This is a genomic window from Aminobacterium thunnarium (assembly GCF_055390565.1).
In genome coordinates this window covers 1,114,698-1,136,332 of sequence record NZ_AP042412.1, presented here as the reverse complement: position 1 = coordinate 1,136,332, position 21,635 = coordinate 1,114,698, and the positions used below count along the sequence as shown (strand labels likewise).

The window sequence follows — 21,635 nt, the reverse complement described above, 5'->3', positions numbered from 1 at the left end:
CTCTTTTCGACAGAGAGAAAAGGTCACCGGTTGAGAGCCTTTTTAGTTAAACGGGGGAAGAATAGAGCCCTTGAGCTAACCTCGAAGAAAGACGAATAGTCAAGTAGAGGTAATGAAGTGAGTGAAAGAAACAAAATTTTTTTTGGTCTTTCGCTAATATGGGTGGCACCGCGGGTATCAAGCCCGTCCCTGGTAATACTGGGGACGGGCTTGTTTTTTTAAGGATGAGTGAAAGGGGAGCTTTTGAAATGCTTGATAAGAAAAAGGTGGTACTTGCTTATAGTGGCGGTCTTGATACGTCTGTAGCAACTATGTGGCTCAAAGAAAAAGGATATGAAGTCATTACTATGACTGCTGATGTTGGACAGACTGTGGATTTGGAAGAAGCAAAACAGAAAGCACTTAAAAGTGGTGCATCTAAAGCGTATGTTATGGATTTAAAAGATGAATTTGTTAAAGAGTTTGTTTGGCCAGCTTTGAAGGCAAATGCTACGTACCAAGGAACGTATCCCCTTAACTCTGCACTTTCACGTCCTTTGATTGCCAAGGCTATGGCCATGGTGGCTAAAAAGGAGAATGCCGGAGCAGTAGCTCATGGATGTACAGGGAAAGGACAAGATCAGGTGCGTATAGAAGTATGCACTAACGCCTTGAACCCAGAACTTGACGTACTTGCTCCAGTTCGGGATTGGCACTTTAGCCGAGAGGCTGAAATGGAATATGCTCAGCAACACGGAATTCCTGTTAAGGCAACTACGGCATCTCCATACAGTATTGATGAAAATCTTTGGGGACGATCCATCGAATGTGGAATTTTAGAAGATCCATGGAATGAGCCACCTTCTGATGCATATACATTGACTGTAGATCCTTGGAACGCTCCTGACCATCAGGAATTTGTTGAAATAACTTTTGAAAAAGGAATACCGGTGGCGCTAAACGGAGAAAAAATGGATGGTCCCTCACTCATTCTTGCTCTAAATGCAATTGCTGGAAAACACGGCGTGGGTCGAATAGATATGGTAGAAGATCGTCTTGTAGGCTTTAAGAGTAGGGAAGTGTATGAATGTCCAGCAGCTATTACACTTATTGCGGCTCATAAAGCATTGGAAACACTAACTCTTGATAAAAAAGTGTTGGCAGCAAAGAAAGAACTGGAAGCTACATATGCAGAACTCACATATGAGGGATATTGGTATTCGCCTTTGAAGGAAGCTATAGATAGTTTTGTTGATACGACACAAGAATATGTAAATGGCGTTGTTAAAGTTCGCTTCTATAAAGGACAAGCCGTTGTTCGAGGCATGAAATCTGAGAGTTCTATATATCAACAGAATTTAGCGACATACTCAGAGGGAGACGCCTTCGATCACCAGGCCGCAGTTGGGTTCATCAAAATCTGGGGGCTTCCTTTAAAGACTTGGAAACAGGTACATAAGGATAAAGTGCCAGTTGAGATTTTTTGTTAACTATACATTACAAAAGTGTTGAGGGGAGAGATGATAATGAAAAAGGTAGTTTTAGGGTTGGTGGTTTTAGCGCTTATTGTAGGAATGATAGGAGTGCCGGCTTATGCTGCTTCAATTATGGACAAGGACACCATAATTGTAGGAACATCTGGTTCATATCCTCCTTTTGAGTTTCATGATAAAACAGGAGCTCTTGTAGGTTTTGATATTGACCTTGCTAATGAAGTTGGGAAACGCCTTGGGAAGAAAGTTGAATGGGTGGATATGGCTTTTGATGGAGTGATTCCTTCGCTGCTAACGGGAAAAATTAACATGATAGCTGCTGCTTTGAGTATTACTGAGGAGCGAAGCAAGAAGGTAGCATTTTCTACCCCATATATGGTGAGTTTGAGTGCTTTTGTTCTTCCTGTTGGTAGCGCTGAGATGAAGAGTCTTGAAGATTTTAAAGGGAAGACAATCGCTGTTCAGCTTGCTACAACGCAAGATGTGTTTGTTTCTGAAATTGAAGGTATAACGGTGAAACGGTTTCCAAAATTGAATGACGCTGTTCGAGAAGTGGCTCTGAAGAGGGCGGATGCTTCATTTATGGATGAGACTGTTGCTGAAACATATATTAACAGTGACGAATTTAAGGGGCAGCTTGAAAAATCCTTTACAGTAGAGCTTAAAGGAGCTAAACAGGCACTAGCTGTAAGCAAGGAAGATCCCGCTTTTCTTGATGCTGTAAATGGAGTTCTAAAAGAACTAGAAGAAGAAGGGTTTATTTCCGAGCTACATAAAAAGTGGAATACTAAAAAGAATTAGTTTTCTAAAAATTGTAAGAGTAAAAAATACTATAAAAGCACATTAGCCACATTGGTTGGTGTGCTTTTTTGTTTTGGCAGACTCTTTATTACGTTGTACAATATAAATTGATATCGTAGCTCTTACTTCATTAAGGAGGATGCTATAACAAATGACAGAACCTAAAAAATTGACTCCTCGCGGTAAGGTCCTCATTGCCTTAACAATTATAGTTATTTTTATTTTTGGCTTAACAGCTTTTCTAGGTCGAGAAAGTATCGGGACTCTATTTCAAGGTAAACTTAGATATTTTTGGGTCGTTATTCTTCTTGCTGTGGGCTATTTTTCTGCTCACGAGACAAAATAAAAGGTAGCATTTCGAGGTCTTCTTTATTAAGTAAATAGTACGAATTTAAAAGAGTATATTGTGGAAAGACTGAAAGTGAACTTCTAATAGCTTCCAACAGGGGGATTCCCTGACTTTCAGCATTTAAAACAATACCTGTACGGTTTTCATCATAATGCTCATTCAATACACGAACAAGAGAGTTTACTCTCTCTTGTTGTTCCAGATCAGGGGCATAGGGTTCTCTGACGATATACGGTATTTTGTTCTCCTTAGCTAAGAAAAGAAGGGACTGGCTATCAATTCCAGCTGTTTCTGCAAGGTGCTGAGAGCTAAGAGAATCAAGCATAATCAAGGCAACTTCTTTATTCTGGAACTGATCTTCTTTCATCAGCTCTTTTAAAAGTTGCGTATATATCTGAGTCAAAGTTTCTCTTCTTGTCTGAAGCAATGTTGTTTGATCTTCTTCACTAATATCCTTTCCAGGCAAAAAGAAAGAAGCGGGATCTTTCCTATGTATTTGTGCGTAGCTTTCTCTGAAGCTTGGATGCATAGGCGTAAAACGTGCGGGGTCGCCAATTCCTTCGTCGGGATGTTCAAAATATAGATCTGCAATATAGATACCATCCCAAGAAAAGGAATTGAGGTGTTTCTGCAAAAAACGGATGGTTTCTTTGAAGCAATTTGGGTCTTCAAGAGCCATAAGAGGTCGCCATTCAATGAAAGCATCGGAGAGCAAGGCTGTCTTTTCCCGCCACTCAGGGTATGTATTCCAAAACTCTTCCGAAACCAATGGAAGTTCAAGCCACGCTTCTATTGTCATATTTTGTTTGTGAGCTTCTTCAATAAATTTTTTTGTGAAGTCAACATAATCAGGCGAAGTGTACCAGGCACTTAAAATACATCGTGAAAAGCCTTCAGAAGCGATTTGCTTCGCAAAAGAGACAGGATCTCGATCATAGAAAAAGCCCCAGTCAATCATGATAGAAAGAGTAGATATATTTTTTTCAAGGGCGTGTTTTTCGGGCAAAATATTCCATTCATATTGCAAAAGATCAAAGAAAAAGGGATACACGGTTCCGATGTCAATGGAAGCACTGAGAGGAAGTGCGCTGTAAACGCAGCGAACATTTTTATACTTAAATTCAACGCAAAGTGGTTCATTGAGAGCTGTCTTGGCCAATATGCGGCTTTGAGACGGGGCGCTAAATACTTCAAAAGGTAATGATGAAGGAAGTTCTACAACGTTTTTTCTTTTTCCTTGCCAAAGATAGAAAGGTACCAACCCTTTTTTTGATGACCAAGAGAGACCAATTGTTTGTGACAGCAGGCTAGGTGAGTCTGTTAAAAGTGTTGCAGATTGTTTAATTGTTCTTAGTAACTTTTCGATATCTTTCTGAGACATTTCTTGTGCACTTTCTCCTGGAACGATGACCAATGAAGCTTGTTCGGCAGTGTGAATGTCTGAAGACATTGTCGCTTTAAAACCATAATTGTTTAAAAGAGAAAGAAGAGAAGAGTCTGAGGTCTCTTTTGTTGTTAAGACAAAAATATCTGGATTTCGAGTTTCATTGGGTAAAGGGGAAGCATAGACCAATTTCGTTTGAGTAGCCAATATAAGGCATAAAAGAAACATGCAGAGCATTTTCTTCATATCATTCACCTCTAAAAGTTTACTTCTGTTCTAAAATGCCACATGTTGTTGTCGAGATTGTCTGTCTCAGCGTCCCCGTAATGAATATCGTCATAAAGTAGTTCAAAGAAGGCAGAAGGGGTAATATGGTAACGAACGCCGATAGACCAGTTTGTAATGTCGTAATCATTTCCGCCTGTGTTCTCATAGCGTATGTTGGCGTATCGCTGAAAGGTAGTCCATTTTTCAGAAATATCTTGAACAGTCTTTATAAAAAATACGTTTGTAGAAAACTCTCCTAAGTGAGGGGTAACTTCGAAAGAGTATTTATTCCATGGCTGATGGTCTGTCTTGAAGTTCTTGTCGAAATGTGCGTATTCAATCCAGAGGTTTGTCAATTTCAATTGTTCTTGTTTTATGTCAAGAATAGCCTTCCATGCCTGAGGAGATTGATCGTCTGGATAGGCCCATTTTTCAAGATCCTCAACGTACCAAGCTCCCCTAAAAAAGGTGTTGAAATTCAGGGCATATTCGAAATCGAGCCATGCGACTTTCCAGTCAGAAATATCGGGGTTTGTTCTTGAATCATTAAAATAATCGTGATAGAGGCCGTTAATAGCTAGGCGGAAGCGCTCATCAAAGCGATGTGTCCATCTAATGCCGTAAAGACTTTGTTCTTCTTCAGATGTTACTTCGTCATCATGTGCTACAAAGAGAACAAATTGCCCTAATGGCAGATTTTTCGTCAGGTAATATCCAGTATGAATAGTATCTCCCATAAAAGCATCTGCATCTGTATAAATTTGGGATTCGGCTTCCCAATCGTAGTACCAACGTCCAGTTCTTAATGAGAAATCTCGGGGAAGCGTAAGATCAATCCAATAATAATCCCATTTTAAATTTTCCTTGTAATTGGGGTCATTACTATCATAGTGACCTAATCGTCCTACAAATGTTGTTTTGCTGTCGATAATTTTAGAAAACCAGAGATAAAAATCAGCAGGACGAAAATCATGGGTTCCTATTCCTGGCCCCATGTCTTCCTTAAATTGTCTACCGTCAAATTGAAAGGTTCCCCAAAATCTCCAATTTCCAATGTTTTCTTCTAATGTAGTTATCCTTTTGTCTAGAAGGTCGGTTTTAGAAGGAATAGCCGTAAGCTCATATTGGAATTCGCGTAACAGCTTTTTTAAAGCGATCACTTGGGCAACATCGATTTTTTCGATATCGACATGGTCAATGGTTTTAGCTAACATTTCTGCAACTTCATAACGTCTAAGCAATATGTCTCCCCGTAGGGAATGGTCAGGATAGCCTTTTATAATTCCTGCAGAAGTAAGTTGATGAATGGCATCATATGCCCAATGGCCTTCTGGTAAGTCTGTAAAAGGGGATTGTGCTTCTGAGGGAGAATACCCCCAGAAGCAAAGAAAAACAATTAAAGTTATATATATTTTCTTTTTGTGGTTGCAAAGCATAGAAATAATTGTCATTTTTATCTCCTATACATCCCCCAGAAATATCCTTTACATGCTCTTATTTCCGTCGTATTCGCGCAAAGAGAGTAATGAGGAGTATTGACATTATGGCTACTGCTACAAGAGTAAAGATTCCAAGATAGTTTCGATCAGACGAGAAGAGAAGGAGTACCTTTTGCCAGAAAGAAAGAGTAGGCTTTTCTTCTATTTTTTCCTCGGTTATAGAGGTGAAGAAAGGAATTGCATCACCAATGGGGGATATAAATGCAACGTCCCCATCGATATTCCAATCTAAAAGGGCCTGTCTGAAAGATACAGTTGTAGGCATTCTATGATTCCATGTGGAAATAATTTGAATGCCTCCATTTTGTTTAGTTAATGAAAGAAGTGCACTTTGGTTTGCAAATGCAGGAAGCACTGGGATTTTCTCACCAGAGAGAATTTCTTCTTTTTCCGGATCGTACCCAACAGGAAGAGGAACGCCTTTTTCATGCAATGTCGCTACAGAAACAAGCAGCAACTGATTCTCTTCATTGTTTCCTGCTGTCCATTCGTCAAATGATTTGATATGAAATACTACTTTCCACGGCAATGTTCTTTGCCATGCAGAAAGAATAACAGAAAGCGCGGAAAGCTCTTTGCCTGTGGGTTCTTTTTCTGTGTAGATAGTTAGCTCTCTTTTCCCGTCTAATATGTAAGGCATGTTGGAAAGTCGTGCTGTCAAAGGTACGATGTCGTGAGGAATATGTAGATACGAGTTTCTATCGATAGTTAGCCATGCACTCTCCATAAAGCGTTTTGTGCAATCTGGAATGTCTATATCAAGATAACTTTTCAACTGGAAAGAGATGAAACCATTATTCAATCTCTCTGCCGGAATCGGAACAGATAGACGCCCGTCATTTGCATTTTCAGGAGTAAGAGCGACTCCTTTCATTGGAACATTGTTTACATCAACTTCAAGAGCTGATTTTTTCCCTTCCAGATTTGGGGCGTGGCGGAACATAAGAACTAGAATAGGGTTCCCCTTAATTTTCCAGTTAGGTGGAATCTGATAATTTACTGTCTCTTGATGTTGTAAAATTCCACGAAATACAACATCGCTTCGTCCTATATCGACTAGACTGACATCTGCAACGTCACGAGGAACGTCTATTGTCTTGGGAAGAGGTAATGACGTTGGAATGACCAATGCGGAGGCAAGCATTTGTTTGCGTGTTTCAGGTGTTAACAATGCTTGTACGGCGAAGCAAAGATCTTCTCCATTCCCAGCTGTAATAAGCATACGTCCGAAGGCTTCTTTATTCAAAAACACAGAGGCAAAAACATTCCCCTTTTCAAGTTTTTGGGTTGAACCGAATGTATTTAACAGCTCTTGTGTGAAACGGTCTTCATTTCCTAAATATAAAATGTGATGTTTCATTGCGATATCTCGAGTTACATCACTCATTGTTACTATTAAGGGGTAAAAATCCTTAAAAGGTACATTGTGAGTGAAACTTGAGATAAGGTCTACAGCTGCTTGAATTTCAAGACTTGATGGCGCATCTGGAAGAACAATAAGGGTATTGTCCATCTGATAGTTTTCTGGTTCAAAGAAAGGAGCCGGGAATTGATTAAGGGCTAATTCTACAGACGGTACATATTTAAGATGAACCAGGCTTTCTCTATGAATTCGCAACCAGTTTCCTGGGTTATTTACATTTGAGCATCTATCTTGATTAGAATGTAGCATAGCATCTATTGTAAGCGAATTGACTCCCTCTACCATGCTATCGGGATCGAGAGGAATTTTTGAGATCCCTTTCCATTGGTTAATATCTTTCATACGTAATGTTGTAGTTCTACGTCCGTTAAGTGTTACAGTAAGACTGGAAATATCTGTATCGAGTATTTCAGAGTGGCTTGTAATAAGCTCCAGATATGATCCTTCCAGAGCTTTCCAGTTTGCAGGGAGGTTGAAGTAAAGGGTTGTTCCGCTGAAGATTATGTGCATGGGAATGTCTTCTACTGCTAAAACAGTATTAAGACTCTCTCCAGGAGGAAGTAATATTCCAGTATGGTGCTGGAGTACGTGGTTAGTTACTATTGAATCTTTATCAACAGCTTCATCAGTTATTGAAACTGCTTTTTTTTCTGCTTCGGCTACCTCTACCTCTGCTATAGGTTGTTTGGGAGGCGTATAGTCTATTTTTCGAATATCTACAACAATGCGATCTGGATTCTTAAGGATATAGTGATTTACAGAAAGATTTCGCTCCAAAAGAAAAATCGTAGCTTTGGTTTCTCCAGCTGTTCCTTGAACAGAGAAGGAACGGGCCGGGGAGGGTAGCTGACCAGTGAAGGGGCGATAAAGTCCATCTGCTATTGTAAGAGTAATCTGATTAGCATTCTGTGTAAAAGAATACGAAGCTGGTCTGTTCATATCAATGACGAGGCGAATACCTCCTGTATGAATTCCCCAACGGACGTTTGTTATTTCTGCTTTCGCTTGTGGTGTTAAAACGAATAAAAATACCAATATGAAGCATATAAAAGTTGTTATTCGTTTCATGTTTATCCCGTCCTTTCAGTCTTGTGCCAGAAGGTTTCTTCTTTTTTAAATATTTTTATTAATGGGTGGAACAAGGCATTGAACATTACTAAAAGCCAAAGTTGCGTATAAGAAAAATACATTAAAAATCCTAAAAAGATGTTTTTGAGACGATCTTCTCCTGGTTCCGCCGTAAGTGTTATTGAAAGCTCTACAACAAATAGAAGAGTGGAAAGAGCCCATAGTGCATTGAATGGACCTTGTAGATTAATTCGGCTCAAACCAGAGATTCCCAAAATAAAGATGCATAAAGAAGCCGTGAGACTTGTTAAGAAAAGAAAGTAGATCATAAAGAGATAAAGCATATCGAAAAAAAGTTTCCATTGGCCTTCAAACAAAAGAGGAAAGAAGTATTTTTTCAGAACATAAATATTTCCTCGTGCCCATCGGGTTCTTTGTTTAAACCACACTCTCCACAACGATGGTTCTTCTTCCCATGTTATAGCGTAAGGAACCATTTTTATTGCTTTTTTACGAAGATAGATACGTATAGAAAGTTCCGTATCTTCAGTAAGAGCTCGTTCATCCCAGCCTCCAAGAGACTGTATAAGATCTTTCCATATTACAAAGTTTGTTCCTGGAATTGTAGCGAGTTTATATAATTTCCAACGTCCTGCTTGAGTTGTCCATTGAAAGAAAATGGTTTCAAGATTGATAAAGCGTGTTAATAAATTACGATCTTTATTCCGCGTACGAAATTTACCGATAACAGCACCGAGACGTGCTCTATCTTCTATGAGATTGCGCACAAGGTAGAGAAGAGCATTTTTCTCAGGAGTATTGTCAGCATCGTAAACGGCGATAACTTCTCCCTGTGCGACCTCTAATCCATAATTTAAAACGGCCGATTTCCCTTTTTTACCTCTGTCTTCAGGAACATCAACGACTTCCACATAAGGGCCAATGCTCCGCGCGGCTTTTCTGGCTACTTCGCCTGTTCTGTCTGTGGAGTTATCGTTTAGGCAAATAATTTCGAGCAAATGTTTAGGATACTCAAGTCGTCCTATAGCTATAAGTGTTTTTTCTATAACAAGTTCTTCATTATGTGCTGGAATAAGTATAGAGACATAAGGTAGGTTTTCTGCTTTTGTCGAATCGAAGTGCCATTTTTCTCGTTCTGCGCGCACCGAATATTTGTAGCCGCTAAATGACAGCACGGCATGGTAAAGAAGCATTGTCCATATAACGATAAGACTGAACAAAAAAACGCCGTCTATTAGTGTCATTTAAAAAGATCCTTTCTCCGCCGTCTGGTAAGGCGAACATACACAAAAAGTAAGATGAAAGCTGTTATCCCTCCTGCTATAAGAGGGAACCATGCCCAAAGCATTTTTCGTGCATCAGAAGGAGGAACAGGCCATAAATCTGGCACTTCTTTAGGCGTATATAACAGTTTGGCTCCCATGGTTCCTGTATCGACAAAACTGTATCCCATATTTCTAATAAAAGGTATGAGTTCCTTTAAATACTCATCGCCCGCTAAATAAGGATGATAAAAGAAGCAGATAAAGGGATCGCGCACGATAGATGTAATAATACGCACCTTTTCCTCAATAGTTTTCAATGAAAGAAGCTGGGTTCCTGAAGCTATATATCCAACTTGTTCTGGCAGAACGCTAAGCCCTGACACTGTTTTCCTTATAATATATGGAAAAGCTTGTGTTGTTTGATATGTTTTATTGTTAACCATAAGCTCTCCAGCAATAGTGTTAAAGTAATTTACTAACTCTTCTTGCAATGAAAGAGGAAAGTTATAGTGAGGTGCTTCGAAGTAATTTGGCTGTAACCCTGCCTGATGAAATATCCAAAGTCCGTATTGCATGCGTTCGTGAAAGTATTTTCTTTCATTGGGTATAGGACGATCTACAGATATATCCCAAAATTCTGAGCCTTCTCCAGATATCCACTTATATTGGTGTGATGTCCCATGCATAATTATCGTTCCGCCATGCTCAACAGCATACTTTAATGTTTCTAAAAACGGTTTATTATCAACAAGCCGTATTGCATATTTAGATTCTGGAGTTACAAAAACAGGATAAACCGCCATGGCAAAAGGAACAGAGTTTGATGTGAGGTAGTCTATAGTTTGTCGTAATTTTTTTAAGCTTTCTCCAGAATATGATGGATTTAAATCTTCAAGACGAACCATTGCCTTCTTCACGTGAGCATGAGGAATCCCCAAAACGTCATGTAAAAGATCAGCAAATATAAGATAGCTTATTCCGGACGTAGCTACGCCTTGAAAAATCCATGTATTCCCCTTACGTGCAACATAGGGTATAAGCTGCTCTCCGTCATCAAGCGTTGAAAGTACTTCCCATTCATTTCCCAATTGAAGAGGATACATGCGAAATAACGTCTCTCTGAAACGTATATCCTTATACGTTATATGTGTCGTTGTTATTGGAGTAGTACTCGTTCCAAGCCAACGATGTGTTCCAACATAACAGGTTGTTTTCTCTCTTGAGCGAAGAATATTTTGAATTTCGATTGATGGAGAATTTGAGTCTATGCTCGATACATAAAAGATGACATCAGGTTCGTGTAATGTTTTTGCTGCTGTTTTTTGTAACGTGTTCATTGTTATATTTACGTATTCAAAATGGCCTAATAAGTTGGCAACAAACATAGCACTATCTCTTTCAGGTTCGTCATAAAGAACAGTAACCTGATAAGGCGCCCCGTAAAGGGGGAAAGCAAAAAATAGAAAAATCACACATCCCATTAAAAGAAGCAATATATATTTTTTCATACTTTTATTAATTTCATTTTTTAATGATGACTATACTCGTACTCTTTACGTGCTAATGTCATTAAAGAGACATACTCTTGACTATCTGCCGGACAAACAGCACTTCCCGTTTGTGGTGTTAATCGAATACGCCTAAAGTCATTTTCTCCCAGTGCGATATCTACATATTGCAATTTTTGCCGAATACGTTCTGCGAAAATATCAGTTCCTTCCCTTTCTGTATTAGGCAGCAAAAATGCGAATTCTGCTTCATCTATTCGTGCAAGAAGATCTTCTGTCCTTTTACTAGACTTCAATATTTGAGCAACGTTACGTATAACGAGTCCTTTTGTTCTTTCTCCGTGTACATCTGTTAATTCTTTTAGAAAGGCAACTTTAACAAGCAGAATGGAGAAGTATCCCCCATATCTTTTTTGTCTGGCCAACTCTTCATTCATACGGAAGGCAAAACGTTTTGATGTTTCAAGACCAGTTTGTTCATCAATGACCACAAGAGAATCAATTTGTGTAGAGAGAATTGTCAGCCGTTCAGTTATATCTGAAATAATTTTCTCTAAGCCACCACCCACATATCCACCAAAGGGAACGATAAGAAGCCAAAAGAGACGAGAAGCATCAACAGGCATTTGATTCTGCCTCCATAAGGCAAAACCAACCTTAAAACTCCCATAAAGGAAGAGGATGACAAGAGAAAATATGAGCGAGGTGGTACTGCCACAGATCGATCCGATGAAAAGAGCAGTTGCTGCAAGAAGAGTCATAACATAATCTTCAAAGGGGATGGCATAGTTAATGAAAAACCACGTCATTACGACAGAAAAACCAATAAAGATCGCAAACGCAAAGAGCAGTAAACGCTTCTTGTATATCTGGGTTTGCCCTGTCAAGGGATATCCCCCCTTATATTTTTATAAAATATTCTTAACATATTATTAAAAGATTTTACATGGATATTTTTATTTTGTAAAGCAACTCCCTGGCAATGAGAGCAATAAGGTTATCAAAAGCCCAGACAGTTTGCGTTTTGTCTTCTTGTTCGTATCCTAAGAGACCTTTATATTTGCCTTCATTAATAATGAAATCGCTCAATTTAGAATATGCTTTTTCGGCAGCTTCATCAAAACCGCAGTCTTTTAAAAAAAGAGAGGCAAGGGCGTAAACAGTAATATTTTCATTGCCGCTTTTATCTGTAATTTTCCCAGTAGAGAGAAGTTCGATAGCGTATTTTCTCCCATATGATGTAGGAATTATTCCAATTGACGATAAGAAGTGTAGGTGAAGCATTGTATTTATGAGGTTTTCCTCATTATAAGTGAATTCTTTTTTTTCAAAGGAATATCCCCACGCATTTTTATCTTCAAGGAAAAGCCCTGTTATGACGAAACCAGATGTTTTGACAAGTATAGGAAGCCAATTTTCATCATCTTTTGCTAACATCTTCATAGCGCGCAAATCTGCGTATGAGAGAGTCAATTCATTTGTATTTTTAGTGATTGTAAGAGGTTTAAACCAGGATTGTTTCCATGAAGCTCCGTCGAGTAAGGTGTCATTTTCAGTGTTGTATATTCGTATTTTTTCGGCCAAAGTTATAAGAGGTTTTTTAAAGTTTTCTTTTGGCCATAGTTCATCTGCAAGAAGCAGGGCGTAACATGTTCGGAGGTCATCTATACTTGCGTTTGATGTCGCTTTTTTTCCTGTAGATGAGAGTTCCCACGCCAGAAGTCCACTGGGAGAAACGAAATATTTTTGCATAAGCGAAACTTGTGTTTTAAATCGTTTCAGGTCTCCACGCAGAGCAGCAAGTTCCATTTCAAGGGAATGAGTTTCTGAAAGAAAGGTTTTCTTATCGTTGCGCGTATAGAGAAGCCCATTAGGGGCGCGAAGAACACGTTCCAGGCCTATTTCAACAGCAGGCCCCCAGTCGGGTGATGGCAACACAATATTATTTGCATAGGCTGGATTACATAAAAACATAGAAAGGCATATACAATTCAAGATTAACATTTTAAGTCTTTTCATAGGGGTTCTCACCTTATAAAAAAGATTTAGAAATAGCCATTAATCATATCATAACTCAGGAGAAGAACTCCTGAGTTATGATATGTCTTTATATGTATTCTAAACTAATTTTCTGCGAATGCATCTGAAGGGGCAACTGGCAAATCAACAATACTTTCTCTGCCCTGTTGGATTTTTTGTGCTTCCTCTTTCATATATAAAGAAAGCTTATTTTTTACGTGGTCATCTTGACGGGCTAAAATGCGAATAGCCATGAGAGAAGCATTTTTAGCGCCATCTATTCCGGTCGCTGCTACAGGTACACCAGGAGGCATTTGGGCTATGGAAAGAAGGGCATCCAATCCGCCTAGGGTTCCAGCTGAGATAGGAACACCTATAACTGGCAGAAGCGTATGAGCAGCAAGTACTCCAGGGAGCGCTGCTGATAATCCAGCCATAGCAATAAGAACCTCAATGCCTCTTTTTTCTGCCAGAGATGCGTATTTTGCAGCATCTTCAGGCGTTCTGTGAGCAGAAGCGATGGTTACTTCAAAGGGAATTTCAAATTGTTTAAGGATGTCTGCCGCTTTATGGGCTGCAGGCAGATCCGATTTCGATCCTAACACAATTCCAACGCGGGGTGTTTGCGCATTCATGCTGATCACTCCTCGTCTGGCTTTAGCCGTTATATCGTTACGATAATGGGCTCCTTCGAAATGTATCTTGGCAACACTGTCATACGATCGTTTCAAAGCCTCATCTAAAGTATCACCAATACCTATTACATTCAGAACTCTTCCTCCAGCAGTAACTATTTCTCCTTTTTCGTTCAGAGCTGTTCCAGCATGGAAGACCATAACGTTATCTGTCTTGGCTACCTTATCCAGCCCCGTTATGGGTAGGCCTTTTGTGTATGGACCAGGATAGCCGCCTGAAGACATGACAACATCAACAGCCCACTTTGCAGAAACTATTTCAGGCAATGTATCAAGTTCTTCATTGCAAGAGGCATTTATAAGCTCTGCGAAATCTACGCTAAGAAGCGGTAAAATGACTTCCGCTTCAGGATCACCGAAACGAACGTTGTATTCTACAACCCGAGGAGATCCATTGTTATCTATCATAAGCCCAAAATAGAGAATACCGCAGAACGGAATTTTTTCAGATTGAAGCCCCTTAAAGGTAGGAAGAATGATCTTTTCTTCAATTTTCTGAAGCAATTCTTTCCCCACCCATGGTACAGGAGAATACGCACCCATTCCGCCAGTATTGGGACCTTCATCGTTATCAAAGACTCTTTTATGGTCCTGGCTGCAAGGCAGAATGCGGTAACTTTTCCCATCGCTGATACAAAGTACCGTTAATTCAAGGCCGGGCATAAAGTCTTCTACAACGATCTTTTCTCCTGATACTCCAAGTTCTTTTTTCACAAGGAGATTGGAGACTGTTGTCAAAGCATCCTCTTTTGTCTTTAAGACAAATGCGCCCTTACCTGCTGCCAGACCATCTGCTTTAACAACAAATGGGGCAGTGCGTTTATCCAGGGCTTTCTGGGCTTCTTCTACAGTAGTACAAACATCAAAAGGTGCTGTAGGAATAGCGTTGCGCAACATGAACTGTTTAGCAAAGATTTTGCTTCCTTCCAGTTGAGCACCTTTAGAACCGGGACCAAAGACGGTAAATCCATTTTCTCTTAAAACATCTGCGGCCCCATTGACCAACGGAACCTCGGGGCCAATGATGATCACATCAGGATGAAGTGAATTTGCTAAAGAGAGCAGGTCATTGTTATTTGACACGTCAACTTTATGCAAGGTGGCAAGATTTGACATCCCTGCATTTCCTGGAGCGACGTGTATCGTCTCTACATGTTGCGATTGTGATAGAGCCCACACAAGAGCATGTTCCCGGCCGCCACTTCCTATAACGAGAAAGTTCATAGAGCTCACTCCTTAATGACGGAATGTTCGCCAGTCACTGATAAACATACTTAAGCCTAATTCTTCGGTTCTCTTGAAAACTTCTTCGTCTCGTACTGAGCCACCTGGTTGAATAATAGCTACAATCCCAGCTTTAGCAGCTGCTTCTACGCCATCTGCGAAGGGGAAGAATGCGTCACTGGCCATAACTGCTCCCTGCGCTTTTTCTTGTGCCTGCTGTGTAGCAAAATCAACAGCGAAAACGCGGCTGCAGAAACCCATGCCAATGCCGACTGCTTCTTTATCTTTAACAATAGCAACCGAATTGCTCTTTGAAAGAGCTGCAACTTTCCATGCCAGAAGCATGTCATTCCACAGATCATCACGACGTTTTCCAATCCATGTGCCTTTATCAGGATTTGGAAGGGGAGGTAACATGTCTTCCTGCATGAGGAAGCCGCTCCACGTACTTGTGATTTGCCATGGAAGGACTCTGCCGCCCTGCCACTTTAAAATACGTAAAGAAGGTTTTTTCTCTTTGAAATAGTTAAGAGTATCTTCGTCAATATCAGGAGTGAGGATTACCTCTGTGAAGTGTTCAGAAATAACAAGGGCCGTTTCCATATCAAGAGGACGGGAAAGGCCGACAACTCCTCCAAAGGCAGAGAGAGAGTCGCATCTGAAGGCTTTTTCATAAGCTTCCTTTATTGTAGCTCCATATGCCATTCCGCATGGAGTTGTGTGTTTTATAACAAGAGCTCCAGGCGCATCCTGTAAAAGGGAAGCACCTCTCATGGCGCAATCCAAGTCAAGTATATTATTGTAGGAAAGAGGTTTACCAGAAAGTTGCTCCCAAGGCAATTCTTTCAGTGCGGGTGTATATAACGCAGCTTTCTGATGAGGATTTTCTCCGTAACGAAGCTCCTGCTTTTTCTTCAAGGAGAAGTTGAGTTCCTCATGTAATTCTTTTTCTACGCCAATTTCTGCAGAGAGACCTTCTGTGATTGTTCCATCATAGGTGGCAGTATGGGCAAATGCCTTAAGAGCCAGTTTTTGGCGTGTTGCTGTGCGTACGCAACCTTCCGCATCAAGTTCATCAAGCACCGCTTTATAGTCTGACGGATCAGTAAGAATAATAACGTGAGGATAATTCTTTGCGCTGGCACGAATGAGTGTAACGCCACCAATGTCTATATTCTCAAGAAGCTCATCAATGGTTGCTCCCTTTTTTGCAACTTCTTCGAATGGATAGAGGTTACAAACCACCATATCGATAAGAGGAATTTTAAAGTTCTCAACATCCTTTAAGTCGCTTTCTAAATGGCGACGTGCGAGAATTCCTCCAGAGATAAGGGGATGGAGTGTCTTTACTCGTCCACCTAAAATATGGGGAAAACCTGTAAGATCTGAAACTTCAATAACCTCAAGTCCAGCTTCACGAAGTTTTTTAGCGGTTCCAGAACTTGAAACAATTTCCCAACCTCTTTCTACGAGGCTTTTAGCAAATTCTTCAATGCCCTCTTTGTCAAAAACAGAGATAAGGGCTCTTTTAGTTGCAGCCATCGATAGATCTCCTTTCACAAAAAGAATATGAACCTTCAAAAAGTTTTTTCAGAGTTTTCCAATATAATAAATGCTCTGTCTCATGTATTTTCACGGTGAGACTTTCAAGAGTATCTTGATTTTCAATGGGTACTGCCTTTTGAGCCAGAATAATTCCAGAGTCAACACCATGGTCGACTAAATGGATTGTAACACCTGTGATTTTTACCCCATAATCCCAAGCATCTTTTATCCCATTTGTTCCCGGGAAAGAAGGCAGCAAAGCCGGATGTATATTAACAATTTTATTTTCCCAACGACGCACAAATTTTGACGAGAGAATTTTCATGAAACCAGCAAGAACGATCCATTCAATATGTTCGGAAATGCAAAGTTCGTGCAAAAATTCTTCCGCATCTTCTCTTGATTGCGCTTTGTAAGGAAGAACAACTGTTTTTACGCCTATGCTCTCTGCATAGTGAAGTCCTCCGGCATTCGGATTATCACTTGCAACAAAAGCAACATCACATGGGAGGTCGCCTTTGTTAATCTTGTTGAGTATTGTTGCCATATTCGTGCCAGTTCCAGAAATGAGGATGGCTACACGAGTCATGACCGACAAACCTCACCGAATAGTACGGGATGTTCTCCTTCCTCAGTCAATATCTTCATAAAGTCATCAGCTTCTGAGGCAGGAAGAATAAATGTATATCCAATTCCAAGGTTAAATACGTGACGCATTTCTTTTTCTTCAACACCTGCATTGGCTATAACCTCAAAAATAGCAGGACGTTTCCACGATGAAAAGTCGACGTGTAACGTTAAACCTGAGGGAAGAACTCTCTGTATGTTTTCCTCAAGTCCGCCTCCCGTTATATGGGCCATACCATGAATTGGTGCCTTTTTAACGGTTTTCATAACAATTTTAGGGTAGAGGCGAGTAGGGCGAAGAAGAGCTTTCGAAAGAGGCTCTCCAAGCTCTGGAAGCGTAACGTCTATCGATAGGGCATTTTCGCCTTCTAAAAGGACTTTTCTTACAAGAGTATAACCATTGCTGTGAACGCCGGAACTCGGAAGGCCGACAAGCACGTCTCCTTCTTCTACATTGTGCCCATCTATTACATCTTTAGGGGAAACCATTCCGACGGCAAAACCTGCGAGGTCTATGCCTGTTTCGGGATATACGTCGGGCATTTCTGCCGTTTCTCCTCCAAGTAGGGCACATGTACTTTCCTCGCAAGCTTCGGCAACGCTTTTGACAATAGGTTCAAGAACGGTCTCATTGAGACGACCGCACGCAATATAATCAAGAAAGAAGAGAGGCTGGGCTCCGCATGTAATGAGGTCGTTAACGTTCATGGCAACGAGGTCTTGACCAAGTCCGCTGTAATCAGATGCAAGTTTGGCAACCTCAAGTTTTGTTCCCACTCCGTCGCAACATCCAGCAAGGAGAATGTCATCATTTATCTTGTAGAGGCCGCTGAAACCGCCGATTCCACCCACTACGTTCGGATTTTTAGGCAGAGATGACATAATACGGCCAATGGTTTTAACCCATTTGTTGCCACCGTCAATATCAACTCCGGCTTCCTTATAACTCAAGCTCATCCTGTGTGTCTCCTTCCATATATTCTCCTGTAAAACAGGCAGTACATAATTCATTTCGGGGCAATCCTATCGCATTGATAAGATCTTCTTGGGTAATATATTCGAGAGAATCGGCCCCAATAATTTTACGAAGTTCCTCTATTTCCATTCGAGCTGCTGCCAGCTCCACCCTGCTGGGCGTATCTATGCCGTAATAACAGGGGAAACATACAGGTGGAGAAGAGATACGTACGTGAACTTCATCTGCTCCTCCGTCACGAATCATGGCGATAATTCGTTGACTTGTTGTCCCTCTAACGATGGAATCGTCGATGACAACCAATTTACGGTTTTTAATAAGATTGCAGATTGGGTTTAATTTTATACGTACGCCAAGTTCTCTTACCCGTTGTGTCGGATCAATGAAAGTACGTCCAACGTAGCGGTTACGAACAATAGCTTTTTCATAAGGAATAGTACTACCTTCAGCGAATCCCATAGAAGCAATAGTTCCGCTGTCTGGCATTCCTGTAACCATATCAGCGCTCGGACAAGGAGCTCTTTTTGCTAAGCAATGCCCCAACGCTTTACGGACGGCGTAAACAGAACGACCTGCAATAATACTGTCAGGACGAGCAAAATAGACGTACTCGAAAGAACACTGGTAATGTCGTTTTGTCTGTACAGGAATTTTAATGCTATGGATTCCTTCTTTATCTATGACAACAACTTCACCAGGAGAAACCTCCCGAACTAATTGAGCCCCAACAAGATCTAACGCACAAGTTTCAGAAGAGACATAAATAATATTGTCACGCTGACCTATTGAAAGGGGACGGAATCCCCAGGGATCTCTTGCAGCTACAAGTTTTCCCTCTAAGATCATTGCCAGAGAGTACGCCCCTCTAAGTCGTCGTAACGAATCGACAAAGGCGTCAATAGTTGGTTTATGGGGCTGATGAGCCATTAGGTGCAGAAGCACCTCTGTATCTGTGAGAGACTGAAAGATAGAGCCCCTATTCTCTAAATATTGTTTTAACGCTTCAGCATTCGTTATGTTTCCATTATGAGAAACAGCTACAGAACCTTTTGAGTTACTAGCGGTTAAAGGTTGTATATTTCGAGGATCGGAACCACCGGCAGTGGAGTAGCGAACATGACCAATTGCACATCGAGTGTCTATCTTTGCAAGTTCACTCTGGTCAAGGGCTAAATGGACAAGCCCGCTTCCCTTTTGTGTTCGTACTGCATTGTTTTCGTCTACCCAGGCCACTCCTGCAGATTCTTGCCCTCTATGCTGAAGAGCATAGAGGCCTAAATAGACATCTTCGAGAACGGGGCCTCCGTTTTTAGTGTAAGCGCCGAAGATTCCGCACATTTAACGACCCTCCCATTTTTCTGTAAGAACGGGAACGGGAAGATCAAAAATATTTTCAAGTGTAAGGTAGTTTCCACCAATCCTTCCCAGCTCAACAAAGGGGAAACCATTCCATATAAGACGGAACTGAACAACTTTGTTTGAAGGAACGGCATAAATAGCCCGAGGAGTTCCTTCTCCAAATAAAAATACATCGAGACGGGTGGGGAAAGACATCTTCATGGCGGCACCGATTCCTGTCATGATTGCTTCTTTTGCCAATGCTACGGCAAGGCCTCCACCAGCTAAAGGACGACCGCTATGAGCTAATTCCTCATGGGCTACCTTAAGAGCTCTATCACGAAAATCTTTTTCTGTTTCTGGAGTAAAGGGCAATGGACGTCCCTGATTTTTTCCAGTGGTGCGCAGAAGATATTGGCTTCCATTCAACGGCGCATTCATAGCACCGACAAGGAAAAGATGATCGCCTTCCTGCCAAGCGCCACTTCGGAGGTAATGTTCTGGAGTATCTATAACCCCTACAGTCCCTACAACAGGTGTGGGGAGAATTCGCTGAGTGGAACTTTCATTATAGAGGCTTACATTTCCTGAAACGACAGGACATTCAAGCTCTTTGCAGCAGTCAGACATTCCGTGAACAACTTCTTCCAGTTCCCAATATTGTTCGGGATTTTCTGGAGAGGGGAAATTCAAGCAGTCAGTCAAACCGAGAGGGGTAGCTCCTGCTACGGCGAGGGCTCTGATTGATCTCGCCACTGTCTCAGCTCCGCCACGATATGGATCAAGATAGCATTTCCAAGGATCCGACTCCATAGCCATGGCAACAAGGCGCTTAGAATCTTTTATTCTAATAACGCTGACAGGAGCGCCAGGGCCCTGAACCGTATTAACCTGCACCATCTGGTCGTATTGTTCGTAAACCCATTTTTTGTCAGAAAGAGATGGAGATGTTACGAGATTCAGAACTGTTTCATTGAAATCTTCTGGTAATGGCAGGGTCTCAATTTCAAAATCCCATCGTTTTTCAAGGTCTTCCGGACGTTTTGAAGGCCAGTGAATGCCGGGACACTTATCGCCAATCAATGAAGCAGGCATTTGAGCAACTATTTCTGAATCCCATAAAATAGTATATTGATCACCTGGAACAGTTTCTCCTATATCAGTACAATCGAGTCCCCATTTTTTGGCGATTACTGCGACTTCGTCAAAATCATCAGGCTCGATAATGAGCAACATTCGTTCTTGTGACTCGGAAAGTGCTATTTCCCATGGAGTCATTCCTTCTTCACGAAGGGGAACTTTATCGAAGTGAAGAATCATGCCGACACCGCTTTTTGCGGCGATTTCACTGGATGATGATGTAATTCCTGCCGCACCCATATCCTGCATACTGACGATTAGATTTTTATCTCTTAGCTCAAGACAAGCTTCAATAAGTAATTTTTCTGCGAAAGGGTCTCCAATCTGTATAGATGGGCGACTTGACTTCGTATCATCAGAAAGCTCTGCAGAAGCAAAAGCTGCTCCGGCTATGCCGTCGCGTCCTGTTTTTGAGCCAAGAATGAGTACGCGGAGGCCAGGCTTTGCTGTCTGTGAACTAACGAGCTGATCAAGTCGAACCAGACCGAGATTAAAAGCGTTAACAAGAGGGTTGTCAGTATAACATGTATCATATGCTGTCTTCCCGCCTACTGTAGGAACGCCGACTGCGTTTCCATAGCCGCCTATTCCGGCTACGATTCCCTCAGAAAGGTTTTGAGTCCTCTTGTTTTCAGGATCTCCAAAGAAGAGTCCGTCCATGGAAGCTGCCGGTCTTGCACCCAATGCGAGAATATCGCGGATAATTCCGCCAACACCGGTAGCGGCTCCCTGGTAAGGGGCAACAGCTGATGGATGGTTATGACTTTCTGCTTTAAAAGCAGCTCCCCATCCGTCACCTACATCAACTACGCCTGCATTTTCCCCAGGCCCTAACACTACTTTTTCTCCTTTAGTAGGGAAATTGCGCAAAAGGTGTTTCGTCGATTTATAACTGCAATGTTCTGACCACATAACCCCCATGATTCTGAGTTCATTTTCGTTGGGTTCGCGGCCAAGAACACGTTTCATTTCTTCATATTCGTCTTCACGTAATCCAGCCAGTCGATAATCCAT

At 41.2% G+C, this 21,635-nt stretch carries 16 protein-coding genes; 3 read left to right on the top strand and 13 right to left on the bottom strand.

The genetic code is table 11. The annotated features are described in order from the left end of the window. Positions 1-248: 248 nt before the first annotated feature. From ACZ5GY_RS05610 to ACZ5GY_RS05600, 3 genes are all read left to right on the top strand, one after another. Complete coding sequence (locus tag ACZ5GY_RS05610; RefSeq protein ID WP_213691471.1) at positions 249-1,469, top strand: argininosuccinate synthase; 1,221 nt, start codon at positions 249-251, stop codon at positions 1,467-1,469. A 36-nt stretch (positions 1,470-1,505) separates the two neighbouring features. Next, positions 1,506-2,273, top strand: coding sequence for a transporter substrate-binding domain-containing protein (locus ACZ5GY_RS05605; RefSeq protein WP_213691472.1), 768 nt, complete (start codon positions 1,506-1,508; stop codon positions 2,271-2,273). A 151-nt stretch (positions 2,274-2,424) separates the two neighbouring features. Next, positions 2,425-2,619 carry a hypothetical protein gene (locus tag ACZ5GY_RS05600; RefSeq protein ID WP_213695220.1) on the top strand — a complete coding sequence of 65 codons (195 nt, stop codon included), beginning with the start codon at positions 2,425-2,427 and terminating at the stop codon, positions 2,617-2,619. On the opposite strand, the gene ACZ5GY_RS05595 is transcribed toward ACZ5GY_RS05600, so the two are convergent. From ACZ5GY_RS05595 to purL, 13 genes are all read right to left on the bottom strand, one after another. Continuing rightward, a complete protein-coding gene (locus tag ACZ5GY_RS05595) occupies positions 2,573-4,252 on the bottom strand; it encodes a hypothetical protein (RefSeq protein WP_464112088.1) in 1,680 nt (559 codons plus the stop codon). The two genes, ACZ5GY_RS05600 and ACZ5GY_RS05595, sit on opposite strands and share 47 nt — an antisense overlap. Before the next feature lie 11 nt (positions 4,253-4,263). Continuing rightward, positions 4,264-5,724 (bottom strand): S-layer homology domain-containing protein, encoded by a 1,461-nt coding sequence (locus ACZ5GY_RS05590; protein WP_213699590.1) that lies wholly within the window; start codon positions 5,722-5,724, stop codon positions 4,264-4,266. 43 nt (positions 5,725-5,767) lie between these two features. Then, positions 5,768-8,263, bottom strand: a complete 2,496-nt coding sequence (locus ACZ5GY_RS05585) for a cellulose biosynthesis cyclic di-GMP-binding regulatory protein BcsB (protein ID WP_464112087.1) — start codon at positions 8,261-8,263, stop codon at positions 5,768-5,770. Positions 8,264-8,265: 2 nt separating this feature from the next. Continuing rightward, positions 8,266-9,528 (bottom strand): glycosyltransferase family 2 protein, encoded by a 1,263-nt coding sequence (locus ACZ5GY_RS05580; RefSeq protein ID WP_464112086.1) that lies wholly within the window; start codon positions 9,526-9,528, stop codon positions 8,266-8,268. After that, the gene (locus tag ACZ5GY_RS05575; protein ID WP_464112085.1) at positions 9,525-11,057 is read right to left on the bottom strand and encodes a DUF2334 domain-containing protein; all 1,533 of its coding nucleotides are present in this window, start codon (positions 11,055-11,057) and stop codon (positions 9,525-9,527) included. Before ACZ5GY_RS05575 ends, ACZ5GY_RS05580 begins: the two co-directional genes overlap by 4 nt. Before the next feature lie 20 nt (positions 11,058-11,077). Continuing rightward, complete coding sequence (locus tag ACZ5GY_RS05570; RefSeq protein WP_213695212.1) at positions 11,078-11,944, bottom strand: GGDEF domain-containing protein; 867 nt, start codon at positions 11,942-11,944, stop codon at positions 11,078-11,080. Between the two features lie 55 nt (positions 11,945-11,999). Continuing rightward, positions 12,000-13,076, bottom strand: a complete 1,077-nt coding sequence (locus tag ACZ5GY_RS05565) for a hypothetical protein (protein ID WP_464112084.1) — start codon at positions 13,074-13,076, stop codon at positions 12,000-12,002. Positions 13,077-13,180: 104 nt separating this feature from the next. Beyond that, positions 13,181-14,995: a phosphoribosylamine--glycine ligase gene (gene purD / locus ACZ5GY_RS05560; protein WP_464112083.1), complete on the bottom strand. Its 1,815-nt coding sequence runs from the start codon at positions 14,993-14,995 to the stop codon at positions 13,181-13,183. 12 nt (positions 14,996-15,007) lie between these two features. Further along, positions 15,008-16,537 (bottom strand): bifunctional phosphoribosylaminoimidazolecarboxamide formyltransferase/IMP cyclohydrolase, encoded by a 1,530-nt coding sequence (purH, locus tag ACZ5GY_RS05555; protein WP_213690554.1) that lies wholly within the window; start codon positions 16,535-16,537, stop codon positions 15,008-15,010. Further along, entirely contained in the window at positions 16,524-17,129 is a 606-nt protein-coding gene (gene purN, locus ACZ5GY_RS05550; protein ID WP_213690553.1) for a phosphoribosylglycinamide formyltransferase, read from the bottom strand. The genes purH and purN overlap by 14 nt, the downstream gene beginning before the upstream one ends. After that, positions 17,126-18,124 carry a phosphoribosylformylglycinamidine cyclo-ligase gene (purM, locus tag ACZ5GY_RS05545; protein WP_213690552.1) on the bottom strand — a complete coding sequence of 333 codons (999 nt, stop codon included), beginning with the start codon at positions 18,122-18,124 and terminating at the stop codon, positions 17,126-17,128. Before purM ends, purN begins: the two co-directional genes overlap by 4 nt. Then, complete coding sequence (gene purF / locus ACZ5GY_RS05540; protein ID WP_464112082.1) at positions 18,108-19,481, bottom strand: amidophosphoribosyltransferase; 1,374 nt, start codon at positions 19,479-19,481, stop codon at positions 18,108-18,110. Before purF ends, purM begins: the two co-directional genes overlap by 17 nt. Then, a complete protein-coding gene (purL, locus tag ACZ5GY_RS05535; protein WP_213690550.1) occupies positions 19,482-21,635 on the bottom strand; it encodes a phosphoribosylformylglycinamidine synthase subunit PurL in 2,154 nt (717 codons plus the stop codon).